The sequence below is a fragment of the Streptomyces cacaoi genome (genome assembly GCF_006539165.1).
Taxonomy (GTDB): domain Bacteria; phylum Actinomycetota; class Actinomycetes; order Streptomycetales; family Streptomycetaceae; genus Streptomyces; species Streptomyces cacaoi.
The window spans coordinates 75,982-94,653 of the sequence record NZ_BJMM01000003.1; the positions used below are offsets into that span (position 1 = coordinate 75,982).

General features: G+C 75.5%; 19 protein-coding genes and 1 pseudogene. 12 read left to right on the plus strand and 8 right to left on the minus strand.

Annotated features, from left to right (window positions below):
- Positions 1 to 89 precede the first annotated feature (89 nt).
- Complete coding sequence (locus SCA03_RS34960; protein WP_030884512.1) at positions 90 to 1,007, plus strand: Gfo/Idh/MocA family protein; 918 nt, start codon at positions 90 to 92, stop codon at positions 1,005 to 1,007.
- On the opposite strand, the gene lnt is transcribed toward SCA03_RS34960, so the two are convergent.
- From lnt to SCA03_RS03645, 3 genes are all read right to left on the minus strand, one after another.
- The gene (gene lnt / locus SCA03_RS03635) at positions 967 to 2,493 is read right to left on the minus strand and encodes an apolipoprotein N-acyltransferase (protein WP_169729675.1); all 1,527 of its coding nucleotides are present in this window, start codon (positions 2,491 to 2,493) and stop codon (positions 967 to 969) included. The genes SCA03_RS34960 and lnt overlap by 41 nt on opposite strands.
- Before the next feature lie 187 nt (positions 2,494 to 2,680).
- A complete protein-coding gene (locus tag SCA03_RS03640; RefSeq protein WP_030884519.1) occupies positions 2,681 to 3,751 on the minus strand; it encodes a DMT family transporter in 1,071 nt (356 codons plus the stop codon).
- Positions 3,752 to 4,100: 349 nt separating this feature from the next.
- Positions 4,101 to 4,367 carry a DUF4873 domain-containing protein gene (locus SCA03_RS03645; RefSeq protein WP_030884522.1) on the minus strand — a complete coding sequence of 89 codons (267 nt, stop codon included), beginning with the start codon at positions 4,365 to 4,367 and terminating at the stop codon, positions 4,101 to 4,103.
- Here SCA03_RS03645 and SCA03_RS37145 point away from each other — a divergent pair.
- Complete coding sequence (locus SCA03_RS37145; RefSeq protein ID WP_371863891.1) at positions 4,366 to 4,779, plus strand: DUF6011 domain-containing protein; 414 nt, start codon at positions 4,366 to 4,368, stop codon at positions 4,777 to 4,779. The genes SCA03_RS03645 and SCA03_RS37145 overlap by 2 nt on opposite strands.
- Positions 4,780 to 5,052: 273 nt before the next feature.
- A complete protein-coding gene (locus SCA03_RS03655) occupies positions 5,053 to 5,412 on the plus strand; it encodes a DUF6343 family protein (protein ID WP_051845885.1) in 360 nt (119 codons plus the stop codon).
- A 90-nt stretch (positions 5,413 to 5,502) separates the two neighbouring features.
- Here the strand turns inward: SCA03_RS03655 and SCA03_RS03660 are convergent, their stop codons facing one another.
- On the minus strand, positions 5,503 to 6,375 hold the full coding sequence (locus SCA03_RS03660; protein ID WP_030884529.1) for an undecaprenyl-diphosphate phosphatase: 873 nt from the start codon (positions 6,373 to 6,375) through the stop codon (positions 5,503 to 5,505).
- A 323-nt stretch (positions 6,376 to 6,698) separates the two neighbouring features.
- Positions 6,699 to 7,391, minus strand: a pseudogene (locus SCA03_RS03665) (TVP38/TMEM64 family protein); the annotation flags it as partial.
- Between the two features lie 493 nt (positions 7,392 to 7,884).
- Between SCA03_RS03665 and SCA03_RS03670 the strand changes: the two are divergent.
- Both SCA03_RS03670 and SCA03_RS03675 read left to right on the plus strand, forming a co-directional pair.
- Positions 7,885 to 9,039, plus strand: a complete 1,155-nt coding sequence (locus tag SCA03_RS03670; RefSeq protein WP_051845886.1) for a GTP-binding protein — start codon at positions 7,885 to 7,887, stop codon at positions 9,037 to 9,039.
- 13 nt (positions 9,040 to 9,052) lie between these two features.
- Positions 9,053 to 9,901, plus strand: a complete 849-nt coding sequence (locus tag SCA03_RS03675; RefSeq protein WP_037849249.1) for a spermidine synthase — start codon at positions 9,053 to 9,055, stop codon at positions 9,899 to 9,901.
- 42 nt (positions 9,902 to 9,943) lie between these two features.
- Here the strand turns inward: SCA03_RS03675 and SCA03_RS03680 are convergent, their stop codons facing one another.
- Entirely contained in the window at positions 9,944 to 11,089 is a 1,146-nt protein-coding gene (locus tag SCA03_RS03680) for a DUF8017 domain-containing protein (RefSeq protein ID WP_086815395.1), read from the minus strand.
- A gap of 148 nt (positions 11,090 to 11,237) precedes the next feature.
- Between SCA03_RS03680 and SCA03_RS03685 the strand changes: the two genes are divergently transcribed.
- The 6 genes from SCA03_RS03685 to SCA03_RS03710 all read left to right on the plus strand — a co-directional run bounded on the left by SCA03_RS03685 (position 11,238) and on the right by SCA03_RS03710 (position 16,587).
- Positions 11,238 to 11,693, plus strand: coding sequence for a DUF4442 domain-containing protein (locus tag SCA03_RS03685; RefSeq protein ID WP_086815396.1), 456 nt, complete (start codon positions 11,238 to 11,240; stop codon positions 11,691 to 11,693).
- Between the two features lie 104 nt (positions 11,694 to 11,797).
- Positions 11,798 to 12,505: a DedA family protein gene (locus tag SCA03_RS03690; protein ID WP_086815397.1), complete on the plus strand. Its 708-nt coding sequence runs from the start codon at positions 11,798 to 11,800 to the stop codon at positions 12,503 to 12,505.
- A gap of 54 nt (positions 12,506 to 12,559) precedes the next feature.
- Entirely contained in the window at positions 12,560 to 13,099 is a 540-nt protein-coding gene (locus SCA03_RS03695) for a gamma carbonic anhydrase family protein (RefSeq protein WP_030884543.1), read from the plus strand.
- A gap of 167 nt (positions 13,100 to 13,266) precedes the next feature.
- Positions 13,267 to 14,001 (plus strand): acyltransferase, encoded by a 735-nt coding sequence (locus SCA03_RS03700; protein WP_086815398.1) that lies wholly within the window; start codon positions 13,267 to 13,269, stop codon positions 13,999 to 14,001.
- 253 nt (positions 14,002 to 14,254) lie between these two features.
- Positions 14,255 to 15,925 carry a DUF885 domain-containing protein gene (locus tag SCA03_RS03705; RefSeq protein ID WP_086815399.1) on the plus strand — a complete coding sequence of 557 codons (1,671 nt, stop codon included), beginning with the start codon at positions 14,255 to 14,257 and terminating at the stop codon, positions 15,923 to 15,925.
- Between the two features lie 101 nt (positions 15,926 to 16,026).
- On the plus strand, positions 16,027 to 16,587 hold the full coding sequence (locus tag SCA03_RS03710; protein ID WP_030884550.1) for a YbaK/EbsC family protein: 561 nt from the start codon (positions 16,027 to 16,029) through the stop codon (positions 16,585 to 16,587).
- 42 nt (positions 16,588 to 16,629) lie between these two features.
- Here SCA03_RS03710 and SCA03_RS03715 read toward each other — a convergent pair whose 3' ends face one another.
- Entirely contained in the window at positions 16,630 to 17,139 is a 510-nt protein-coding gene (locus SCA03_RS03715; protein WP_030888068.1) for a GNAT family N-acetyltransferase, read from the minus strand.
- Positions 17,136 to 17,588, minus strand: a complete 453-nt coding sequence (locus SCA03_RS03720) for a CoA-binding protein (protein WP_030884554.1) — start codon at positions 17,586 to 17,588, stop codon at positions 17,136 to 17,138. The genes SCA03_RS03715 and SCA03_RS03720 overlap by 4 nt, the downstream gene beginning before the upstream one ends.
- A gap of 367 nt (positions 17,589 to 17,955) precedes the next feature.
- Between SCA03_RS03720 and SCA03_RS03725 the strand changes: the two genes are divergently transcribed.
- On the plus strand, positions 17,956 to 18,621 hold the full coding sequence (locus tag SCA03_RS03725) for a YigZ family protein (protein WP_051845889.1): 666 nt from the start codon (positions 17,956 to 17,958) through the stop codon (positions 18,619 to 18,621).
- Positions 18,622 to 18,672: the final 51 nt, after the last annotated feature.

Consider the following 18,672-nt stretch of genomic DNA (forward strand, 5'->3'; position numbering starts at 1 on the left):
CCGCCCCCGCCCACCGGCAGTACGCGGGACCGGGCGGCGCCGGCGCGCCGGAACCGGTGGGCGCCCCGCCACGACCCAGGGAGAGCCACGTGAAGATCGGCGTGATCGGACTCGGTGACATCGCCAAGAAGGCGTATCTGCCGGTCCTCACCACACAGCCTGGGCTGGAGCCGCACCTGTTCACCCGCACCCGGTCCACCCTCGACGCAGTCGGCGACGCCTACCGCGTCCCCGCCGGACACCGGCACGAGGACCTCGACGGCCTGCTGGCCGCCCGCCCCGACGCGGCCTTCGTGCACGCCCCGACGGCCGCACACCCCGAACTGGTCGGCCGGCTGCTGGAGGCCCAGATCCCCACCTACGTCGACAAGCCGCTCGCTTACCACCTCGCGGAGGCCGAGCGCCTCGTCACGCTCGCGGAACAGCGGGGCACCGGCCTCGCCGTCGGCTTCAACCGGCGCCACGCGCCCGGATACGCACAGTGCCTCGAACACCCGCGGGACCTCGTCGTCCTCCAGAAGCACCGGGTGGGCCTCGCCGAGGAGCCCCGCACGATGATCCTCGACGACTTCATCCACGTCGTCGACACGCTGCGCTTCCTGATCCCCGGCACGCCCGACCAGATCGATGTGCGGTGCCGGACGCGGGACGGGCTGCTGCACCACGTCGTCCTCCAGCTCTCCGGCGACGGCTTCACCGCCCTCGGCATCATGAACCGGCTCTCCGGCTCGGCCGAGGAGATCCTGGAGGTCTCCGGTCAGGACACCAAGCGGGAGGTGCGCAACCTCTCCGAGGTGATCGACCACAAGGGGCAGCCCACCCTGCGCCGCCGCGGCGACTGGGTGCCCGTCGCCCGCCAGCGCGGCATCGAACAGGCCGCACTCGCCTTCCTCGACGCCGTACGGGACGGCCGTGCGCTCTCCGCGCGGGACGCGCTCGCCACCCACGAGCTGTGCGAACGGATCGTCACCTGCGCACAGGAGCAGGCAGGGCCACCCGCCGCCTGACCCCGCGGTCGCGCAGCACCCGCACCCCCTCGAAGACGGCGAACCCCCCGAGCACCGCCAGGACCAGCCGCGGCACCCAGTCGCCGAAGCGGACGTACCAGGTGGTGCCCGACGCCAGCGGGACCTCCGTCACCGAGACCGCGCTGCGGTCGGTGCCCAGCCGGGCACCGACCGGTTCGCCCAGCGGGCCGTGCACCGCGCTGATGCCCGTGAGCGTCGCGTGCACCACGGGGCGGCCCGCCTCGGCGGCACGCAGCGCCGCGAGCGAGGCGTGCTGCTCCGGCGCCCAGGTGTGCTGGAACGTGGAGGTCGACGACTGCGCCACCAGCAGCCGTGCGCCCCGCGCTGTCAGCTGCCGGCTCATGTCGGGGAACGCCGTCTCGAAACAGATCAGCGGGCCGAACGGCACCCCGTCGGCCCGCATCATCACCTGCCGGGTGCCCCGGTGCCGGTCCTCGCCCGCCGCCCGGCCCACCGAGGTGGCCCAGCCCAGCAGCGAACGGGCCGGGATGTACTCGCCGAACGGCACCAGCCGCATCTTGTCGTAGCGCTGCCCGGCCAGCCCCTGCCCGTCCACCAGCACCGAACTCTTGTAGATCCCCGGCCTGTCCGAGCGCCGCGCGTCGACGTTCACCAGCAGCGGCGCCCCCGTCTCCCGGGAGAGCGCGGCCAGTCGGCGCTCCAGACGCGGATGGTGCATCAGGTCGTAGCCGACGCTGCTCTCCCCCCACACGATCAGATCGGCGCCGCCGCCCGCCAGCCGGCGGGTCAGCCGCTCGCCCTGCGCGAAGCGCCGCGCCGCGCCGTCCGTCTCGCCGATCTGCACGATGGCGACGCGCAGTTCGCCCGAGCGGTGCGGCGTCGGCGCCCACATCCACACCGCCGAGGCCAGCACCGCGGTGCCCACCAGCGTCACCACCGCGCCGACCCGGGCACGCGGCGCCGTCACCAGCGCCGTCACCGCCGTGTTCACCGCCACGACGGCGAAGCTGACCAGCCACACACCGCCCACCGACGTCAGCCGCAGCGCCGCCGGCACCTGCCACTGGCTCGCCCCCAGCAGCCCCCACGGCCCGCCCAGGTACTCCCAGGAGCGGACCATCTCCGCCAGCAGCCACCCCGAGGGCACCAGCGCCACCGCCGCGGCGAACCGGGCACCGCCCGGCCGGCCGTGCAGCGTGCGCCGCACCAGCCAGCCCCACGGCACGTACAGCAGACCGAACAGCGCGGCCAGCGGCACCAGGAAGACATGCAGGCTGGGCAGCAGCCAGTGGTGCATCGCCAGCGTGAGCCCCACCCCGCCCAGCCACGCGGTGAACGCCGCCGCCCGTGCGGTGCGCGCCGTCCTCAGCAGCAGCATCCACGGCACCAGGGCCACATACGCCAGCCACCACAGCGAGGGCGCGGGGAAGGCGAGGGCGGGCACCGCCCCGGCCAGCAGGGTGAGCACCGTCCGGCCGGCGCGGGAAGCCAGCACCGTGCGCATGCCGCGCCTCCTTCGTCACTCTGGGCCGGTCACCAGTGTGCGGGCAGGCCGACCCCGCGGGCGAGAGCGCGTACGGCGGCCGGGTGCCGCGTGTCGGCCCGCCCGCTCGCCTCAACCGGCCCGTGCGCGGGCCCGGTCGGGCACCGTGACGACGCCCGGCCGCACACGGCGCACGGGCCGGCCCGGGTCAGCGACCGGCCGCCGGTTCCGGACAGGCACCGGCCGGGGACGGCACACGGGCAGCGAGCGGGAGGTGCGGATCGCCGTCCCGGCGGTGGCGGACGGCGGGGCCCGGCTCGGGCAGCGCCAACCGGCCGTCCGCCGCGCCCACCCGGGCCCGGAACGGCACGGAGTCCTCCGGGCGGGGTCCGGGCGGCGGCCGTTCACCGTCCCGGGCCCGCCGGGCGGAGGCGTCGTAGGTGAGCACCACCAGCCCCCAGGCCGTGACGGCGGCGGCCAGGGCGGCCAGCAGCGCGCCGAGCAGCCCGTAGCGGAAGCCCTCGTCCAGCAGCAGGATCCCGGCGACGGCGGCCACCACCGGGTTCGCCACCGTCGCGGTGGCCAGCGGGGCGGCCAGGCCGCCGCCCCGGTAGGACGCCTGCGACGCGGCCAGCCCCGCACCGGCGAAGAGCGCGATCAGCGCGAGCAGCGGCACCGTCCGCGTCAGCGGGGAGTCCGTCCACGTCTGCGCGAATGTCTTGACGAGCACCGAGGCCGCGCCGTACGCGACCCCGGCCGCGAGGGCCAGCGCGACGCTGCGCAGCGCGCGGGCCCGCCCGGCACCGCCGCCCCCGCGTCCGGTGCGCACCAGCGGGGCGCTGCCGGCGACCAGCAGGACGACGGCCCCCAGCACGGCGACGGCGAGCACGGCCTGCTGGCCGCCGGTGAGCGCCGTCCGGCCCTGCGCACCCGTCAGCAGCAGGATCCCGGCCAGCCCGGCGGAGACCAGCGCGATGCCCCGCCAGGCGGCGCCCGTCACCCTGCGGCGCGCCACGGCGGCGCCGAGCGGTGCGGCCAGGACGAGCGTCAGCACGCCCAGCGGCTGCACGACCGTCAACGGGCCGTAGCCCAGGGCCACCACGTGCAGCAGGGCCCCCGCGCCCTGCAATACGGCGGCCAGCCACCAGGTGGCGGAGCGCAGCAGGCGCAGCCGGCGGGGCGAGGTCGTCACCGCGAGACGCTCCTGGAGCAGCGCGGCTCCCGCGTAGCTGACAGCGGAGACGACGGACAGCAGCACCGCGAGGATCAGCGGGGTCATGTTCCGCCCACCGGGCGCCGGTTCGGTATCGCGTTCATGCCCCCACGATGCTGTGCGCAGGGGCGTCCCGTCGTCGCCTGCCGGTCCGGTTGTGGAGTACGGCGCAGGTAGTACGCCCAACGGGGCGCGTACGCCTACCAGATGACGCCGAACTCTGTCGAGGGTGCTGGCCGGAGGCCCGGACGGGGGCTGTCCGGCTGGACACCGGGCGTGCCGTGCCCTTCCCGCGCGGGCCGGGACACGGGTCGCCCCGTCCTTCTCAGGTGCCACACGCCGTACGCCCCGGGCGGGTTGGCCCGGGGCGTACGGCGTGCGGTGGTGTGCGCCCGCGCGGTGCGGGCGGCCGGGGTCAGGTGGGGAGCGGGCCCTCGCCGGAGACCTCGACGGGGCCCCAGCCGCTGCCGAGCAGGGTCACGGTGCCCATCCGGCCGTCCGGCAGCCGCAGTCTGGCGGTGTCGCCTTCGAGTTCGACCCAGAGCCGCTGCTCTCCCTCCGGGCGGACGGTGCCGGACCATGCCCGCTCGGCGCCGCTCTCCTCGGTGAACAGCGCGACGTCGACGGGGACCTCGGCGGCCCCGGTCAGCAGCGTTGCCGGGCCGCGGTAGAAGTTCTCCATGCGGCCAGTGTGGCAGCGTCACCTCGGAAGCGCGTTCCGAGCCGCACGTCGCGTGTTGGTCCCGGCGGGGCCGTCCGGCGCTGCGGGACCGTCCGCCGGTCTTGGTACGGTTCCCGCCGGATGCGGCGGAAGGGGGCAGCGGGTGCGGGACACCGGCGGGACGGGGAGCGCGCGCGAAGCGGCGGCGGACGGGTGTGCCGGAAGCCCGGACGGTGTGCGGCAGCCACCGCTGCCCGGCAGCGAACCGCGGGAAGGGCGCCGGGTGTTGTGCCGCATGTGCGGCAACCCGCTGCGCGACCGCGTCTCCCGCGTCTGGGGGCTCGGTCCCGACTGCCGGCACAAGCTGGCCGTGCGCACCGCACCGGCCCCGCCGGGACGCCCGGTCGACCAGGAGCCGCTGCCCGGCCTGTGACGCCCGTCCCCGGGGCGGGAACGGGCCCGCCTCCCGCTCGCTCCGGGTAGGGCCTCGGCCCCGGTGGCGGTTCGTTCCGTGCGGGCTTCCGCGCAGGCTCAGCGCAGGCGAGGCGGGCGCCCGGCTCGGTACCGCGCACGGTGAGCCGACGGTGACGCTCCGAGAAGCGCGGGTGTGGCCGGGATGGGAAGCGGGCGCGGGCGCCACGTATCCGCGGGGCGTGCCCGGGTACCCGGTTTCTGTCCTGTCCGCGTACCGGCGAAAGGCAGGCCCGTGACCCAGCCGCCCAGCTCACCGCCGCCCGGCGACCGTCCGCGCGGCCGGCACGCCCGCCGCGGCACCGAGCCGGTGACCGCACGCAGCGATCTGCCGCTGCGTGCGCTGCTGTCCGGGTTCGGTGTGCCCTTCTTCGCCGCCGCCACGGCCCTGTTCGCGTGGTGGGCGAGCGTCTCCGACAGCCATACGACGCCGAGCGCGACGCTGCTGACCGTGCTGGCCGTCGTCTGCGGCGTCCTGGCCCTCGGCGCCGCCGTCGACCTGCTGGTCATCCGCCGCCGGATGCGTCAGGAACGCGAGGAGAGCCCGGAGCCTCACCGGGGCTCCGGGCCGCCGCCCGGCCCGCCGTCGTCCTGAAGCCGGGGCCGGGGCAGCGCGGCGGGCGGGAGGCGCCGGGCGTCGGCTCTCCGGTCGGGGGAGTCGGGCCCGGGAGCGGGGCGCTGCCCGTCAGCCGACGTGTTCTCCCGCGTGCGGGCTCAGCACCCCCGCCGCGATCAGGACGAACAGGGCGACGCCGAGCACGATCCGGTAGATCACGAAGGGGAGGAAGCTCCGCGTCGAGATCCAGGCCATGAACCAGGTGATCACGGCGTAGGCGACGACGAAGGCGAGCACCGTCGCGAAGATGGTCGGCCCCCAGGCGACATGGCCCTCGCCGATGTCCGTCAGCTCGTACAGCCCGGAGGCCAGCACGGCGGGCACGGCCAGGAGGAAGGAGTAGCGGGCGGCGGCCTCGCGGCGGTAGCCCATGAACAGGCCGCCGCTGATGGTCGCGCCGGAGCGGGAGACGCCCGGGATCAGGGCGAGGGCCTGTGCGCACCCGTAGAGCAGTCCGTCCCGGACGGTGAGCTGTTCGAGGGACTTGCGCTCCCGGCGTGCGCGGTGCCGGCCGCCCCCGCTGTCCCGGGCCGCGAGCCGGTCGGCGATGCCGAGGACGACACCGAGGACGATCAGCGTCGTCGCGATGAGCCGCAGATCGCGGAACGGGCCCTCGATCTGGTCCTTGAGGGTGAGGCCGAGGACACCGATGGGCAGCGAGCCGATGAGCACCAGCCAGCCCGTCCTGGCGTGGTGGTCGTGCCGCGCCCGGCTGCTGTACAGCGAGCGGAACCAGGCGGCCAGGATGCGGCCGATGTCCTTGCGGAAGTAGATGAGCACGGCCGCCTCGGTGCCGATCTGGGTGACGGCGGTGAAGGCGGCGCCCGGGTCCTGCCAGCCGGCGAAGGCGGCCGTGAGCCGCAGATGCGCGCTGGAGGAGATCGGAAGGAACTCGGTCAGTCCTTGGACGAGGCCCAGGACGAAGGATTCGAACCAAGACATGTGCGACTGTGCTCGTCCCTGTCGTGGTGGTCGGGGCGGAGGTGGCCCGTGCGGTGCGGGGGTGTCCCGTGTCCGGGGTGACCAGTGCGTCCGGCGTGACCGGTGGGACCGAGGGGGCGGTCGGCGGGGTGAGTGGCGGGGCGCTCGGCAGGGTGATCGGCGTCGGCCGGGTCGGTGCGGCCGGACAGCCGGCGCAGGCCGTGCGGCGGCGCGGTGCGCGGCGTACTGGCGTCCGGCGCGCTCGCGGTGCTCCCGGCGCTCGCGGTGCTCACGGCGTCGGCATGGGCAGCGGTGCCGGCGGCGGCTTCGGGTGTGCCGCCGCCGCGCAGATGGGCGCGCTTGCGCCAGGCGAGCACCGCGCCGCCCAGCCCGGACAGCGCGATGAACGCGAACGAGGCCAGGAAGACCGGGGAGGTGGGTGAGCCCGCGCTGCTGCCGGCGACGACATAGGCACCCGTGTTGGGCAGCGAACCGAGCGCCGTGGCCGAGAGGAACGCCGACCAGCGCATCCGGGAGACCGCGGCGCCGTAGTTGGAGGCCGCGAACGGCACACCGGGCATCAGCCGGATCAGCAGCATCGAACGGAAGCCGTGCCGGCTCAGCTGCCGGTCGGCCGCGGCCAGCCACCGGGTGCGCAGCAGCGGCCGCAGCGCGTCCTGCCCGAGCACACGCCCCAGCCCGAAGGCCGCGCCCGCGCCGATGACCGTGCCCGCTGTCGCCGCCAGCGTCCCGGTCTGGGCGCCGAACAGGGCACCGGCCGCGACGTTGAGGACCGGGCGGGGCACGAACGCGGTCGTGCACAGCCCATAGGCGACGGCGAACAGCACGGCGGCCGTCCCGCCGGACAGTTGCGGGGGCCAGCCGTGCGCGAGGAACCGCTGCGGCTCGTACAGCAGCACGCCCGTGGCGGCCGAGCACAGCAGGACGAGGAGCAGAGCGAACCGGGACCAGGGGGACAGCAGTATCCGGACGAGACGTCCGGGGAGTCCGTCTGGCTGCGTGGCGGGGACGGGCACGTGGGGAGCGTAACCGACGAAGCGCACCTTCCGCCCTCCGATGGCGGACAGAACGCCCGCACCGCACCGGCTCTCCCGGGTGTTCGCCCGCGGGACACCGGGCCGTCGCCGCCAGGTGGCGCCGTGTGCGCCCGAGGGCCCGGACGGGCGGTGCGCGGGGCGACGCGCCCGGGGCCGGGCGGCGGCCGAAAAGCAGTCGACGTACGGCTGTTGACCAAGCGATGATCTGCCGGTGCTCCGGCAGTTCTCCCGACCCGCCCCGGCCGCCCCGCCGGCCGCGCCGCGGGCTGCCGTCCTCCCGGCCCGGTGCGTCTGCCCCGGGCGCGGCCCCCGTGGGGGCTGCGACCACCCGAGCTGACCCTTCCCGGACAGACCGAGGACCCCGCGGGGAAGGGCAGAGCGATCGCCAGGGGTCCGGTCCACCTCCGTGCGGCAGCCCGCGCCGCTGTGCGTCCGCGCCCGCACGGTCCCGGTCCGAGGAAGGACACCCACCATGGCCGACCCGGCGCGCTCCCGCATTCCCGACCACCTGCCCCATCTCACCCTCGCGGGACTGGGCCACGCGGGGCACGGCAAGACGACGCTCCTCGCCGCGATCCGGCACGTCCTCGCGGCATCCGGCGGGCACGGCCCGCCCCGCCCGTATCCGGAACCCGGCTATACGACCGGCACCCGGCGCTACACCCACCTCGACCCCTCGGGCGCCCCCGGCGCCGCGGCCCGCGTCCCCGCCGTGGCCAGCCGGCTGGACGGCGCCGTCCTGGTCGTCTCCTCCCTCGACGGCGTACGGCCGCAGACCGTCGAACACGTGGCGCTGGCACGGGGGATGGGCGTCGAGCACCTCGTCGTCGCGCTGACGAAGGCCGAGTCGGCGGTGGACGAGCTGAGCGCGCTGGTCGAACTCGACGTGCGTGCGCTGCTGGACGCCCACGGGTTCGCCGGGCACACGCTGCCGGTCGTCCGGGTGTCCGCCGCCCTGGCGCTGCGGGACGACGCACGCTGGCGCGGCACCGTCGAGGCGCTGCTGGACGCGGTCGACACCTATGTGCCGCTGCCCGCACGGGACTTCACCGGCCCGTTCCTGCTGCCCGTGCACCGCGCCGTCCCCGCACCCGGGGGCGTCTGGGCGGTCGGCACCGTCGAGCGCGGCACGGTCCGGGTGGGCGACCGGCTGTGCGCGCGTCTGCCGGACGGCGACCGGCCGGCCCAGGTCACCGCGATCGAGACCGGCGGCGTGCCCGTCGCCGAGGCGGCCGCAGGGGAGAGCGCCGCACTCCTGGTGGCGGGGGCGGGGGAGCGGCTGGCCGGCGGTGTCCTCGCGGCACCCGGCGGCCTCGTCCTCGGACGCCGGCTGACGGCCGCGATCGAGCCGCCCGCACACCGGGGCGGCGCCCGGCCGGTGCGTCCGGCGGCCCGGGTCGCGCTCCACGCACGTACCGCGCGGGTGCCCGGGACGCTGCACCTCGGACAGCGCCCCGTCGCGCCCGGCGCCCCGGGGAGCGCACGGGTGCTGCTGGACGCGCCGGTGCCGCTGCACGCCGGGCTGCGGTTCGTGCTGCGCACCGGCGGCCGGACGCTCGCCGCCGGTACCGTGCGGGACTTCGCACCGCTGCCCGGTCAGGAGTGCCCGTCGGCACCCGCACAATAGAACGGTGAACGACCTGGACGAGGACCCGATTCCCGTGACCCGCACCGTCGACAGCGGCACGGCCCGGCTGCTCCCGGACATCGACCGGGAGCGCGCCTGGCTGCTGACCATCGACGGCTCACCGCAGTCGTACGTCGACCTGGACGACCCCCGGCATCTGGAGTTCGAGTACGCCCGCCGCGTCGGCCACCTCCTGGACCTCGTCGCCGAGCCCGGCGCCCCGCTCCGGCTGCTGCACCTGGGCGCCGGCGCGCTGACGCTGCCGCGCTACGCCGCCGCGACGCGCCCCGGCTCCCGCCAGCACGTCGTCGACCTGGACGCCGCGCTGCTCGAACTCGTCGAGGAACACCTGCCGTTGCCCGCCGGGTCCGGGATCACGATGGCCGCCGGCGACGCCCGCGCCGCCCTGGAGGCCGCGGCGCCCGCCGGGGCCGACGTGCTGATCAGCGACGTCTACGCGGGCTCCCAGGTGCCCGCGCATCTGACGACGCTGCCCTACGCCCGCGCCGCCGACCGTGCGCTGCGGCCCGGCGGCGTCTATGCGGCCAACCTCGCCGACGCCGCGCCCCTGCGCTTTCTGGCCTGCCAACTGGCCACGTTCGGCGCGGTCTTCCGGTGGCTCGCGCTCGTCGCGGAACCCGCCGTGCTGCGCGGCCGCCGGTTCGGCAACATCGTGCTGCTGGCCTCGCAGCACGAGATGCCGCTGCGGGAGCTGGCCCGCCGCTGCGCCGGCGACCCCTTTCCCGCGCGGGTCGTGCACGGCCCCCGGCTGGAGCGGCTGGCCGGGCAGGCGCGCCCCGTCGACGACGGGGACCCGGTGCCCTCGCCGGAACCGCCGGACGGCGCCTTCAGCATCGGCTGAGGCGCCGTCCGGGCCGGTGCGGGCGGTGCGGGCGGTACGCGGTCAGCCGCGCGGCTCGTCCGCGCCGCCCGGCGCCTCGTAGTTGCGCAGGCTGCCGAGCATCTTCTTGATGGTGGCGTCCGGCACCTCGTCCTTGACGCCGGCGTCGGTGTAGAACACCCAGATCGCCAGGTCGCCGTTGGAGTTGATCCACGAGGCGGTGACGACCTTGCCGGCGCCGGGGGAGCACTTGTCGTCCTTCGGCGCCCCGGTGATCGTCGCGGCGGCCGTGTGCCCCTTGATGCCGTGGTCGTTGTGGAACGGCTTGGGCGGGGTCTCCTTCAGGGTGCCCTTCTGCTTCTGGTCGTAGCCGGCCAGTGCGAAGTTGGCCGCCGCGAGCTTGGCGGCCTCCTTGGTGTCCTTCGAGCCCTTGGCGCCCTTGGTGCCGACGGCGGCCCGGCTGCTGCTCTTGCACCAGTCCTTCTTGTAGTAGGCCGGTGCCGACATGGCGACCAGGACCTTGCCCTTGTCGTCCTCGAAGCCGGTGATGACGCTGTCCCGCTGGACCTCCCAGTCCTTGGTCTTGGGAACGTCGAACGCCGAGTACCACTTGGGGTTGATGACGGTCTGCCAGCCGGGCACGACGGGCTTGCCCGGGTCGGCGGAGTCCCCGCCGCCACCGCCGGGGTCCGTCTCCTGCGCGGGCGAGGACTCCCCGCCGGAGCCTTCGCTCGCGGAGGCGCTGGGCTTGTCGTCCGCCTCGTCGTCCTTCTTGTCGTCGCCGGTGAAGACGAAGACACCGGCGACGGCCGCGGCGGCGACGGCGACAGCGGCCACGCTCGCGACGATGATGTTCCGCTTCTTGTTGCCGCCGGGGCCCTGCTTGGGGTCCATCGGCGCCTGCGGTCCGCCCGGCATGCTGGCCGGCCCCCACTGCCCGGACTGACCGGGTCCGCCCGGCTGCGCGTACGGGTTCTGCCCGGTGCCGGGCTGCCCGCCGTAGCCCTGCTCGTTCCCGTAGCCGGGCTGCTGATAGGGGTTCGGCTGCTGTCCGGGCTGCTGTCCCTGCTGCGGGTACCCCTGCTGCTGGTGCCCCGGCTGCTGGTAGGGGGGCGGTGGGGGCCCGGGCTGCTGGTACCCGGGCTGCTGATACGGGTTGGGCTGCTGCGGGTTCTGCTCGCCCCCGGGCTGCTGCTGTCCTGGCCACATGGCCGATAACCCTATGGTGCGCGCGGGACCCGGACCATCTCCGGCCCCGAGATCGGTACGTACCCGCGACAAGAGCGCGGTCGAACGGATACCGGACGTTCTTCCCGGGGCCTGCCGCACGCTCGTTACTGGGTGGTAACGTCCGGCCATGAGTTCACAGGCGCAGCCGGCCATCGGCGAGATGATGGCGGCCTCCGTTCCCATGGTCCGCACACTGGGTCTCGTCTTCACCGAGGCGAGCGCGGAGCGGGCGGTCGTCTCGCTCCCCGACAACGGGGACTTCCACAACCACGTCGGCGGACCGCACGCCGGCGCGATGTTCACGCTCGCCGAATCGGCCAGCGGGGCCATCGTGATGACCGCCTTCGGCGACCAGCTCTCCCGCGCCGTGCCGCTCGCCGTCCGCGCGGAGATCGGCTACAAGAAGCTCGCCAAGGGCGTCGTCACCGCGACCGCCGAACTCGGCCGCCCCGTCGCCGACGTGGTCGCCGCGCTGGACCGGGGCGAGCGGCCGGAGTTCCCGGTGCACGTGGCGCTCAGCCGCGCGGACGGCGCGGTCACCGGCGAGATGACGATCGTGTGGACGCTGCGGCCCCACAGCTGAGCCCCGCGGTCGGCCCCGGCCGCCTCCGGCTGTTCCGCGCCTCGTTCGGGTGATCGAGTAGGCTTCCTGGATTCGTGTGCACACTGCCGTGAGAGGAAGCCGCGTTGCACGTCCAGGAGTGGCTGGAGAACATCCCGGCCGTCAGCGTCTACCTCCTGGTGGGGGCCGTGATCGGGCTGGAGAGCCTCGGCATTCCCCTGCCCGGGGAGATCGTGCTCGTCAGCTCGGCCCTGCTGGCCTCCCAGCAGGGCCATATCGATCCGGTCGTGCTCGGCGCCTGCGCCACCGCCGGAGCCGTCGTCGGTGACTCGATCGGGTACGCCATCGGCCGCAAGGGCGGAAAACCCCTACTGGCCTGGCTGGGACGGAAGTTCCCCAAGCACTTCGGGCCCGCCCAGGTGGCGGCGGCCGAGCGCTCGTTCCAGCGGTGGGGCATGTGGGCCGTCTTCTTCGGCCGGTTCATCGCCCTGCTGCGGATCTTCGCGGGCCCGCTCGCCGGCGTACTGAAGATGGCCTACTGGAAGTTCCTCACGGCCAATGTGCTCGGCGGCATCGTCTGGGCGGGCGGGACGACGGCCGTGATCTACACGGTCGGCATCGTCGCCGAAGCCTGGCTCAAGCGGTTCTCCTGGCTCGGGCTGGTCGCCGCCGTGCTCATCGGCCTGGGCTCGATGCTCTTCGTGCGCCGGCGCGCGGCGAAGGCGCACGCCGCGACCGAGGCCGGGACCGGGGCGGGAGCGGAGGCCGGGACCGGAACCGAGAAGGAGGCCGGGGCCGAGGAGAAGCCGGCGGCTGCGCCCGTCGCCGACTGACGCCGTCCCACCGGGCCCGCGGGCCGTGGTGAGCACCGAGAGGAGAGGGACCCAGTGGCACAGCACGGACTGACCCTGCCCGTCGCCGGGCACCGGCCCCGGCTGGATCCCGGCGCCTTCACCGCGCCGACGTCCGTCGTCGCCGGACAGGTCACCATGGCCGCCGACACCGGCCTGTGGTACGGCGCGGTGCTGCGCGGGGACGCCGACGCCATCACGCTGGGCGCCGGCAGCAACATCCAGGACAACTGCACCGTGCACGCCGACGCGGGCTTCCCCGCGGTGATCGGCTCCGGGGTCTCGGTCGGGCACAACGCCGTGCTGCACGGCTGCACCGTCGAGGACGACGTCCTCATCGGCATGGGCGCCACCGTGCTCAACGGCGCCCGGATCGGAACAGGTTCTCTCATCGCGGCGCAGACGCTCGTCCCGCAGGGCATGGAGGTGCCGCCGGGCTCGCTCGTCGCGGGCGTGCCCGGCAAGGTCAAGCGGGAGCTGACCGAGGAGGAGCAGGCGGCCGTCCGGTTCAACGCCGCCGCCTACGTGGACCTGGCCGCCCAGCACCGGGAGGCCCTCGACGGCGGCTCCGCCTGAGCCCAGGGGAAAGCCGTGCGCCGGGGCCCCGTCGAGCCGACGGTCCGGCGGCCCGGCAGGGCCCGCGTACTCGATGCACTCGGCGTGCCCGGCGGCCCGTGACCAAGCTCACCCGGGGCCTGCCGTGCCACGGGCAGTAGCGTGACGGCGTGTCATCGATCAGGAACATGTTCCCGTCTCTCGCCTCCCGGGCCGTGCACGCGCTGTGGCGCCGGGTGCAGCAGGCCGGCGCCGTCACGGCCGAGCGGCCCGGGCCGTACGCGTTCCGCCGGATCGGCACCGGGACGCGCCTCGCGTTCCCGCAGGGCACGATCTTCGGCGAGCCCTGGATCGAGATCGGTGACCACTGCATCGTCGGCCAGGAGGCCACCTTGACCGCTGGCATGATGCCGGGCCTCGACCTCGGCCCCGACAGTGTGCTGCGGCTGGGCAACGGAGTGGTACTCGGCCGGGGCAGCCATCTCGTCGCCGACACCACCGTGGACATCGGGGACGAGGTCTTCTGCGGCCCCTACGTCTACATCACCTCCACGAACCACTCCTACGACGACCCCAGCCGGCCCGTCGGCAAGCAGTGGCCGCGCACCGCGCCGGTGTCCGTCGGGCCGGGCAGCTGGCTGGGCGCGGGCGCCGTCGTCCTGCCGGGCGCCCGGCTGGGGCGCAACGTGGTGGTGGCGGCCGGCGCCGTCGTCCGGGGAGAGATCCCCGACCACGCGGTGGTCGCCGGCGCCCCCGCGAAGATCGTGCGGCGGCTCGACCCGGAGGCCGGCTGGCAGCCCCCGCTGCGTACGCCCCCGCCCGAGCCCGTACCGGAGGGGGTCAGCGCGGCCGAACTGCTCGCGCTGGCCCGGCTGTCACGGCCCCCGGCCGGCTCGCCGCCGTCCGCCGCTTCCGGCGGCTGAGGGGCACACCGCCCGGCGGGACACCTCCGGCGGACGGGCGGGGCCGCGCGCGAGAACCCGGCTCCGGGACGCGGGAGGGCGGGGCGGGAGATCCGCGGCTCCTTGCGCCGGATCAGGTGTCGGACGGTACGGCTCGTACGGGCGCGGGAGGTCCGGCCGTTCCGCGTCCGCCGTCGCCCCCGGCGAACAGGGGACGGGGGTGCGCGGGGAAATCCGGTCGCCCGCCGCGCCGCGACCGCGTATCAACGCCGGTATGACGAACGCGACGGCGCCGGCCGGTGAACTGCTCGCCCTGCTGCACCGCGAGAGCCCGGTGACGGCCTCGCTGCGGGGATTCGGTGAGTACGACCACGAGCTGCCCGACCTCGGTGAGGAGGCGGATCTCGCCCGCGGGGCGGCCGCCGGAGAGCTCGTCCGCCGGGTGCGGAGCCTGCCCGCGGACCCCGACCCGCAGGAGGCCGTGACCCGGGCCGTCGTGGTGCAGCAGGCCGAAGCCCTGCGGGCGCGGGTCGACAGCAGGCTGATCGAGCACACGCTGGCGTTCCCGCTGACCGCCCCCGCCGCCTCGCTGCTGCACTCCCTGCCGGAGGTGCGGCCCGACGGCGCCGAGGCCGAACGCGCCTACCTGGCCAGGCTGGCCGCCGTCCCCGGCTACCTCGCACGGGCCGCTGAGCGCCACCGTGCGGGGGTGGCGGCCGGCCGGCTGCCGCTCGCCCATCTGGCGCGCGCCGCGGTCTCCTCGCTCGACCGGTATCTGTCCGAACCGGCCCACGACCCCCTGCGGCGACCGGAGTTGAGCGGTCCGCGGGCCGCCGAGCGCGAGGTGCTCCTGGCGGAGGCGGTCCGGCCGGCCTTCGCGCGCTACCGGGAGCTGGTCGACTCCGAGGTCGTGCCGCACGGGAGGCCGCCGCACGCACCGGGCCTGTGCCGGCTGCCGGGCGGGGAAGCGGCGTACGCCCTGCTGTCCCGCGCGCACACCACCACCGACCGCGACCCGGACGAACTGCACCGCACGGGCCTGGAACTCATCGAGGAACTGGCCGCCGAGTACGCCGAGGTGGGCGCCCGCGCCTTCGGCGTCGGCACCGTCGACGAGGTGCACGACAGGCTCCGTACCGATCCCGCGCTGCGGTGGCGCGGCCCCGAGGAGCTGCTGGAGGCCGCCCGGACGGCGGTCGGGCGGGCCGAGCGGGCGGCGCCCGGCTGGTTCCGGCGGGTGCCCGACGGGCGGTGCGCCGTGCGTCCCGTGCCGGAGGAGGAGGCGCCCCGGGTGACCGCCTACTACCGCCCGCCGGCGCCCGACGGGTCCCGGCCCGGTACGTACTTCGCCAACACCCACCGGGCCGTGGAGCGCGACCGGTTCACCGCCGAGGCGGTGGCGTTCCACGAGGCCGTACCGGGCCACCACTTCCAGCTCGCGCTCGCCCAGCAGACGCCGGGACTGCCGCCGCTGCGGCGCACGGCGGACATCACCGCCTACACCGAGGGCTGGGCCCTGTACGCCGAGCGGCTCGCGGACGAGATGGGGCTCTACTCCGACGACCTCGCGCGGCTGGGCATGCTCGCGGAGGACTCGGCGCGCGCCGCCCGGCTGGTCGTCGACACCGGGCTGCACGCCCGGGGCTGGACCCGGCAGCAGGCGGTCGGCTTCCTGCGTGCGCACACGCTGCTGTCCGAGGTCGACATCCAGGCCGAGACGGACCGCTACATCGAGTGGCCCGGCCAGGCGCTGGCGTACATGGTGGGACGGCTGGAGATCCAGCGGCTGCGGTCGGCCGCCGCACGCGCGCTGGGCGCCCGGTTCGACCTCAAGGCGTTCCACGACCTCGTCCTCGGCAACGGCCCGGTGCCGTTGAACGTGCTCGCCGACCTCGTCCACGGCTGGGCCCGACCGGACTCCCCGGCGCACCGCGAAGGGGCGTGAGCGCGCGCGAGGCAGGGGCCCCGCGGCGGTGTGCGGACGGGGCGGTGCGCCGCGCGCCGCGCGTGAAGTGCCGCCGCACGCACGGTTGTTAGGCTGAGCGCATGCGAGCCCCCATCGGAAACTTCGATGACGCCGTCCCCGCGCCGCAGGCCCTCGGACAGCTGTGTGAACCGGTCGCCGCCGCGGTCCGTGCCTGGGAAGGGCCGGTCCCCGCCGAGCAGTTGCTGTACGTGGACACCGATCCGGACAAGGCGGACACCGCGGTCTTCGTGGAGACCTACGGCCCCGAGCTGCTGGAGACCTCCGCCAACTGCGTCGTCGTCGCCGCCAAGCAGGGCGGCGAGCGCCGGCTGTCCGCCTGTGTGGTGCCCTCCGGCACCCGTGTCGACGTCAACACCACCGCCCGTAGGCAACTGGACGCCCGCAAGGCGTCGTTCGCGCCGCGCGACACGGCGGTCGGCGAGACGGGCATGGAGTTCGGCGGAATCACCCCCATCGGGCTGCCCGCCGACTGGCCGGTGCTGGTGGACGAGGCGGCCGCCGCGATGCCCTGGGTGCTGATCGGCAGCGGCCGGCGCCGCGGCAAGCTCATCGTGCCGGGCAAGGCCCTCGCCACCCTGCCCGGTGCCGTGCTCGTCGAGGGTCTCGGACAGCCCGCCTGACCGCTGCCGCACCCGCCGGGCCCGGCGGTCGCCGGGGCCGGCTCAGCGCGGGGCGTGGCGGGCGCGCACATCCAGGGAGAGCGCCGTCGAGTGCTCGTGGAAGCCCAGCGAGCGGTACAACTGCTCGGCGTCCGGCGTCGCGTGCAGATCGACGCGGGTGACGCCCTGCGCCGCGAACCAGTCCAGCAGGGCCTCGGTCGTCGCACGGGCGTAGCCGCGGCCCCGGTGGGCCGGATCCGTGCACACGCTGAAGACGAAACCGAACCGCCCGCTCGGATGGGACGGGGCGGGCAGCCGCTCCTCGACACGGCCCACGGCGCAGGCCGCCAGCCCGCCCGGAGTACCGCTCCCGCCGGAGGCATCGGGATCGGCGTCGACGACGAAGGCGCCCAGCGCCGGTTCGGGCCCGGACAGCTGTCGGCGGGCCATCTCGGCCGCCTTCCGCTCCCACGGCCCCGGCTCGTCCCGGCCCTCCATGGCGGCGAACATCAGCCGCCGCAGCCGGACGAGTTCCTCGGCGTCGGACGGCTCGGCACGGCGTATCACGATCATGGCAGCACCGTACGGGACCGTCCTCGGCGCAGCCGTGGGATCTCGATGGCCGGACAGCGGTCCATGACCATCTCCAGGCCGGCGCCGCGCACCCGCGCATACGCGGCCTCGTCCACCACACCGAGCTGGAACCACACGGCGCGGGCGCCCACCGCCACCGCCTCGTCGGCCACGGCTCCCGCCAGCGCGGAGTTGACGAAGACGTCCACCACATCGACCGGGAAGGGAACGTCCGCCAGCGTCGCGTAGCCCGGCTCGCCGTGCACCGTCTCGGCACGCGGATGCACCGGCACGATGCGCTTGCCGAACCGCTGGAGCACCTGGGCCACGCCGTACGCCGGGCGGGCCGCGTTGCCGGACAGGCCCACCACCGCCCAGGTGTCGCCCAGCTGTGTGAGGATCCGGCGCACCGCCTCCTCGGTGGTGCCGTCGTCGCCGGTGCCGTCCATCCGCCCGCCTCCTCGCGCCCGCTCCGGGCCCGCCGCCCGCAGCTCTGCTTCCACGTTCCGTACCGCCGCTCCGCCCGGCTTCCGCTGCCCCGCCCTTCTGGCGGCCCGGCCACCCGGGCTCCCGACCGTACGCGCTCCCTCACTCCAACCCGGCGGGGCCCGCGTCGATTCCCGGCCGCCCGGGCGGAACAGGCGGAACAGGCGGAACAGTGCGACCGCCGCCGAAGCGTCCCGCTCCCGCGCTGCCCGCCGGGAACACCGCACCCGCCGGCGCCCCGCCCGTCGACGGCGCCCCGCCACACCCCGCGGCGCGGACCGCCGACAGGGCCGGTCGAGCTTCCCCGCGCCCGGACCATAGGCTGGCCGGATGGAGCAGGACGAGCGCGCGCAGCGCACCGGGCCCGGCGGGCCGGCCGAGTACATCACCGTCGCGGCGGAGGGGGTGCACGAGACCGAGATCAACCGCTCGCGCTTCCTGTGCGCCCTCGCGCCGGCGGCCACCGAGGCCGAGGCGCAGGAGTTCATCGCCCGGATCCGCGGGGAGCACCCGGCCGCGAACCACAACTGCGCCGCGTACGTCATCGGCGCCGACGCCGGTATCCAGAAGGCCGACGACGACGGGGAGCCGGGCGGCACAGCGGGCGTCCCGATGCTCCAGATGCTGCTGCGGCGCGACGTCCGGTACGCCGTCGCCGTCGTCACCCGCTACTTCGGCGGCGTCAAGCTCGGCGCCGGCGGCCTCATCCGGGCCTACGGGGGAGCCGTCGGGGAGGCGCTGGACGCGATCGGCACCGTCACCCGGCGCCGCTTCCGGCTGGTGACCGTCACCGTCGGACACGAGCGTGCCGGGCGGCTGGAGAACGATCTGCGGGCCACCGGGCGCTCCGTGCGCGAGGTGCGGTACGCCGCTGAGGTCACCATCGAACTCGGCCTCCCCGAGAACGAGTTGGACGCCTTCCGCGGCTGGCTCGCCGACGCGACGGCGGGCAGCGCGCGGATGGAGACCGGCGGGGAGGCGTTCGGCACGGTGTGACGCGCGCGGCCGGTGCGCCCCCGTACGCCCCGCGAGTTCCCCTGTGTCCCG